General features: G+C 65.2%; 7 protein-coding genes. 2 read left to right on the forward strand and 5 right to left on the reverse strand.

What is annotated here, in order from left to right; all coding sequences use genetic code 11:
- Together CC207_RS21795 and rhlB are read left to right on the forward strand one after the other, a co-directional pair.
- Positions 1–266 (forward strand): alpha/beta hydrolase (locus CC207_RS21795; RefSeq protein ID WP_371916500.1); only part of this gene is annotated, 266 nt, incomplete at its 5' end.
- 92 nt (positions 267–358) lie between these two features.
- Positions 359–1,825, forward strand: coding sequence for an ATP-dependent RNA helicase RhlB (gene rhlB, locus CC207_RS21800; RefSeq protein WP_028689778.1), 1,467 nt, complete (start codon positions 359–361; stop codon positions 1,823–1,825).
- A 159-nt stretch (positions 1,826–1,984) separates the two neighbouring features.
- Here rhlB and moaE read toward each other — a convergent pair whose 3' ends face one another.
- From moaE to phnE, 5 genes are all read right to left on the reverse strand, one after another.
- Positions 1,985–2,431, reverse strand: a complete 447-nt coding sequence (gene moaE, locus CC207_RS21805) for a molybdopterin synthase catalytic subunit MoaE (RefSeq protein ID WP_062364041.1) — start codon at positions 2,429–2,431, stop codon at positions 1,985–1,987.
- A gap of 2 nt (positions 2,432–2,433) precedes the next feature.
- On the reverse strand, positions 2,434–2,679 hold the full coding sequence (gene moaD, locus CC207_RS21810; RefSeq protein WP_028689780.1) for a molybdopterin converting factor subunit 1: 246 nt from the start codon (positions 2,677–2,679) through the stop codon (positions 2,434–2,436).
- Positions 2,679–3,149, reverse strand: coding sequence for a cyclic pyranopterin monophosphate synthase MoaC (moaC, locus tag CC207_RS21815; RefSeq protein ID WP_028689781.1), 471 nt, complete (start codon positions 3,147–3,149; stop codon positions 2,679–2,681). Before moaC ends, moaD begins: the two co-directional genes overlap by 1 nt.
- Before the next feature lie 120 nt (positions 3,150–3,269).
- Positions 3,270–4,664: a PhoH family protein gene (locus CC207_RS21820; RefSeq protein WP_062364039.1), complete on the reverse strand. Its 1,395-nt coding sequence runs from the start codon at positions 4,662–4,664 to the stop codon at positions 3,270–3,272.
- Positions 4,665–4,958: 294 nt separating this feature from the next.
- Positions 4,959–5,577: phosphonate ABC transporter, permease protein PhnE (phnE, locus tag CC207_RS21825; RefSeq protein ID WP_088852782.1), on the reverse strand; the 619-nt coding region annotated here is incomplete at its 5' end.

The following is a 5,577-nucleotide window of genomic DNA, read 5'->3' on the forward strand; positions in this document are numbered from 1 at the left end:
CCCTGGGCGGGGTGATCGCCCTGTCCACCTACGCACCGACCTTCACCGACGCCCTGCAACTGAGCGCCTGCCAGCAGCGCACCCCGGCGCTGTGCCTGCACGGGGTGCACGACCCGGTGGTGATCCCCTCGATGGGCCGTACCGCCTTCGAGTACCTCGATACCTGGGGCGTCGCCGCCCGCTGGTACGAGTACCCGATGGAGCACGAAGTGGTGGTCGAGGAGCTCAACGACATTCACGAATGGCTGAGCCGTCAGTTGCAGTAGCCCTGTGGCCCGCCATGCATTGCACTACGCCGCGCCCGATTCTTGCATTACACTGCCCGGCGTACATTCCTTAACCAGTTGACGAGACGACCGTGCTCAAGGCACTCAAGAAAATATTCGCCAAGGGAGACGCCGCGCCGCAGGCCGCCGAGCCCGTCGCCGTGACCCCGGCCGCGCCGGCCGCGCAACCGCCTGTCGAAAAGGCGCCAGCACGCCAGCACGCCAAGCCCAGGGCCGCGGCAAAACCACAGGCCGCCCCCCAACCCGGCAACCAGGCGCGCGCCGAACAGCCCGCCCGGGACAAGCCGCGCCGCGAACGCAAGCCCAAGCCCCAGGCCAGCCTGTGGAAGCCCGAGGATTTCGTGGTCGAGCCGCAGGAAGGCAAGACCCGCTTCCACGACTTCAAGCTCTCCAACGAGCTGATGCACGCCATCCACGACCTTGGCTTCCCCTACTGCACACCGATCCAGGCCCAGGTCCTGGGCCACACCCTGCGTGGCCAGGATGCCATTGGCCGGGCCCAGACCGGCACCGGCAAGACTGCCGCGTTTCTGATCTCGATCATCTCGCAGCTGCAGCAGGTGCCACCGCCCAAGGAGCGCTACATGGGCGAGCCGCGGGCGCTGATCATCGCCCCGACCCGCGAGCTGGTGGTGCAGATCGCCAAGGACGCCCAGGCCCTGACCAAGTACAGTGGCCTGAACGTGATGAGCTTCGTCGGCGGCATGGACTTCGACAAGCAACTGAAATCGCTGGAAGCCCGCCACTGCGACATCCTGGTGGCCACCCCCGGCCGCCTGCTGGACTTCAACCAGCGCGGCGAGGTGCATCTGGACATGGTCGAGGTGCTGGTGCTGGATGAGGCCGACCGCATGCTCGACATGGGCTTCATCCCCCAGGTCCGCCAGATCATCCGCCAGACCCCACCGAAGAGCGAACGCCAGACCCTGCTGTTCTCCGCCACCTTCACCGACGACGTGATGAACCTGGCCAAGCAGTGGACCACCAACCCGGCCATCGTCGAGATCGAGCCGGAGAACGTGGCCAGTGAGACCGTCGAGCAGCACGTCTATGCCGTGGCCGGCAGCGACAAGTACAAGCTGCTGTACAACCTGGTCACGCAGAACAAGTGGGAACGGGTGATGGTGTTCGCCAACCGCAAGGACGAGGTGCGGCGCATCGAGGAAAAACTGGTGCGCGACGGCATCAACGCCGCCCAGCTGTCGGGCGACGTGCCGCAGCACAAGCGCATCCGCACCCTGGAGAACTTCCGCGAGGGGCGCATCAGCGTGCTGGTGGCCACCGACGTGGCCGGCCGCGGCATCCATATCGACGGCATCAGCCACGTGATCAACTTCACCCTGCCGGAAGATCCGGATGACTACGTGCACCGTATCGGTCGTACGGGTCGTGCGGGCAGCAGCGGGGTATCGATCAGCTTTGCCGGTGAGGACGATTCGTACCAGCTGCCGGCGATCGAGACGCTGCTGGGGCGCAAGATCAAGTGCGAGATGCCGCCGGACGAGCTGTTGAAGCCGGTGCCACGCAAGCATCACTGATCTTCAAGGCCACTCACCTCCCTGTAGGAGCGGCCTTGTGTCGCGAAAGGGCCGCAAAGCGGCCCCTGCAATATCTGCATCAATGCTCAGATCCGGGGGCCGCGAGGCGGCCCTTTCGCGACACAAGGCCGCTCCCACAAAAGCGATCTGAGCCTGGATTTACCAGCGCCCCGCCGCATCCTGGTCGCTCTGCTTCCCTTCCACCCAGCGCGGCCCCTCCTGGGTGTTCTCCTTCTTCCAGAACGGCGCCCGGGTCTTCAGGTAATCCATGATGAAGTTGCAGGCATCGAACGCTGCCTGCCGGTGCGCGCTGGCCACACCGACGAAGACGATCGGCTCGCCCGGCTCCAGGGCGCCGATGCGGTGCAGCACCTCGACCTTGAGCAACGGCCAGCGCTGCTCGGCCTCGACCACGATCTTGGCCAGGGCCTTCTCGGTCATCCCCGGGTAGTGCTCGAGGAACATCCCGGCCACGTCCAGGCCATCGTTGAAGTCGCGCACGTAGCCGACGAAACCGACCACCGCGCCCACGCCGACATTGGCGGCGTGCATGGCGTTGACCTCGACGCCCGGGTCGAAGGCCGCCTGCTGAACACGTACGGCCACGGTCAACCTCCGGTCACGGGTGGGAAGAACGCGATTTCGTCACCCTCGTCCAATGGCTCATCGAGCCGGCACAGCTCTTCGTTGCGGGCGCACATCAGGTTCTGCTCGGCCAGCACCGCGTAGTGCCCGCCCTTGCCCACCAGGGTCTGGCGCACATCGTCCAGCACCTTGAAGTCGCCTTCCAGGCGCTCGGCGTCGACGCCCAGCAACTCACGGTAGCGGGCGAAATACATGACCTTGACCTTCATCACCCCTCCACCTTGTAGTGGCCGCTCTTGCCGCCGGTCTTCTCCAACAGGCGCACCTGCTCGATGACCATGCCCTTGTCCACCGCCTTGCACATGTCGTAGATCGTCAGCGCGGCGACGCTGGCGGCGGTCAGGGCTTCCATCTCGACGCCGGTCTGCCCGGCCAGCTTGCAGCGGGCGACGATATGCACCACGTTCTCGCCTTCGGCGGCCAGCTCGACCTTGACGCCGGTGAGCATCAGCGGATGGCACAGCGGGATCAGGTCGCTGGTCTTCTTCGCCGCCTGGATGCCGGCGATGCGCGCCACGGCGAACACATCGCCCTTGGGGTGTTGGCCATCGACGATCATGCGCAGGGTGTCCGGCAACATGCGCACCCGTGCCTCGGCAATCGCCTCGCGGGCGGTCACGGCCTTTTCAGTGACGTCGACCATGTTGGCGCGCCCCTGGGAATCAAGATGAGTCAGCACTGCTCTGCTCCTGGGAAGGGAATGCAGAGTGTAAACCCGTAGGTCAGGTTTGCGCAGAGGGTGTATCGACGCACCGGCCTGTTCGCCGGCAATACCGACGAACAGGCTGTGCGCTGACGTTTACAGGTGCGACTCGGCGTACTCGGCCAGCACCGAGCGCGGCACGCCCTGCAGGGTGATGTGAACGCCGTGGGGGAAGTCCTTGAAGCGTTCGGTCAGGTAGGTCAGCCCGGAGCTGGTGGCCGACAGGTACGGCGTGTCGATCTGCGCCAGGTTGCCCAGGCAGACCACCTTGGACCCGTTCCCCGCGCGGGTGATGATGGTCTTGATCTGGTGCGGCGTGAGGTTCTGGCACTCGTCGATGAGGATCAGGCTCTGCTGGAAGCTGCGACCGCGGATGTAGTTCAGCGACTTGAACTGCAACGGCACCCGCTCGAGGATGTACTCGACGCTGCCGTGGGTGCTCTCGTCGTCCATGTGCAGCGCTTCGAGGTTGTCGGTGATGGCGCCCAGCCAGGGCTCCATCTTCTCCGCCTCGGTGCCCGGCAGGAAGCCGATCTCCTGGTCCAGCCCCTGCACGCTGCGGGTGGCGATGATGCGCCGGTAGCGCTTGCTGACCATGGTCTGCTCGATGGCCGCGGCCAGCGCCAGGATGGTCTTGCCGGAACCGGCGGCGCCGGTCAGGTTGACCAGGTGGATATCCGGGTCGAGCAGGGCGAACAGCGCCAGGCTCTGGTGGATGTCCCGTGGCTTGAGGCCCCAGGCTTCCTGGTGCAGCAGCGGCTCCTGATGCAGGTCGAGCAGCAACAGTTCGCTGTCGCGGATGCCCTTGATCCAGCCGACAAAGCCCTGCTCATCGATGATGAACTCGTTGATGTGTACCGCCGGCAGGTTGTCGATCAGTTGCACCCGGTGCCAGGTACGGCCGCGTTCCTGGCGGGTGTCGACCTTGCTCACACGGTCCCAGAACGACCCCGTGACCGAGTGGTAGCCCTTGGACAGCAAGGACACGTCGTCGACCAGTTGGTCGGTGCTGTAGTCCTCGGCGGCGATCCCGCAGGCACGCGCCTTCAAGCGCATGTTGATGTCCTTGGTCACCAGCACCACGTCGAGGTCCTTACGCTTGGCGCGCAGGTCCAGCAGTTGGTTGATGATGATGTTGTCGGCGAGGTTTTCGGGGAGCAGGCGGTTCGGCTCGTTGCGCGTGCTCATGAGGATGGACAGGAAGCCCTTGGGCCCGCTCTTGCCGCGCTGGATCGGCACGCCTTGCTCGACATCGCTGGGCGAGGCGTCGCCCAAGGTCTGGTCGATCAGGCGGATGGCCTGGCGACATTCGGCGGCGATGGTGTGTTTGCCGGTCTTGAGCTTGTCGAGTTCCTCCAGCACCGTCATCGGTATGGCGACGTGGTGCTCCTCGAAGTTGAGCAGGGCGTTGGGGTCGTGAATCAGGACGTTGGTATCGAGCACATACAGGATTGGCTGGTTGGAGGAAGGGTTGCGTCCTTGGTCATCCATACTCGTTCACCTTATGTGAAAGCCACACGGCGCGAACGGCTGCGCCGCAGAGTGACTGCCGTTCTTCCCGTATCCGCGTCGTTACGGGCGGGAAGCTCACCTGGCAAAAGGGGCGTGGATGACGCCACCTGTGCTGCAGGGTTCGGCTGTCTGGTTCCTTGATACCGCAAAAACCATGACCGAAAAAAGTCTTTTTACGCTCCGGTGAAGTTTATTTTTCGGATTGACGAACAGGGCTTGGCGTGGGGCCTGAGCGGGACTACAGTCAAGGATCAGGTACCGCTTCAAGCCCGTTCAGGCGCGCACGAAACGCTGGCGCAGCACATCGCTCAGGGCGTCCACCAGCAGCACCAGCAACAGCATGGCAATGATCACCGTGCTGGCCTGGGCCTCCTGGAACAGGCTCAGGGTCGCGTAGAGCATCTGCCCCAGACCGCCTGCCCCCACGAACCCCAGCACGCTGGCCATGCGGATGTTGTTCTCCCAGCGATACAGGCTGTACGCCAGCAGTTGCGGCCACAAGTTGGGCAGCGTGCCGAAACAGAACGCCGCCAGCTGGCTGCCGCCCTGCAGTCGGATCGCCGCCGCCGGCTCCGGCGGTGCATTCTCCAGTGCCTCGGCGAACAGCCGCCCCAGCACCCCGGCGGTGTGCAGCGCCAGCGCCAGGGTGCCGGCATTCGGCCCCAGGCCCGCCGCCAGCACGGTCAGCGCCGCCCAGACCAGCTCCGGAATCGCCCGCAACGCATTGAGCAGCAGGCGCGCCGCGCCCTGCAACGGCCAACCGAAGCGGCCGGCGGCCGGCAGCGCCAGCAATAGACCCAGCAGCATCGCCGAGAGCGTCCCCATCCCGGACATGGCCAGCGTTTCCAGGGCGCCCTGCCCCACCGCCCGCAGGTGCGTCAGGGAAAGGTCC

It is taken from the genome of Pseudomonas sp. DrBHI1, assembly GCF_002205115.1.
Classification (GTDB): domain Bacteria; phylum Pseudomonadota; class Gammaproteobacteria; order Pseudomonadales; family Pseudomonadaceae; genus Aquipseudomonas; species Aquipseudomonas mosselii.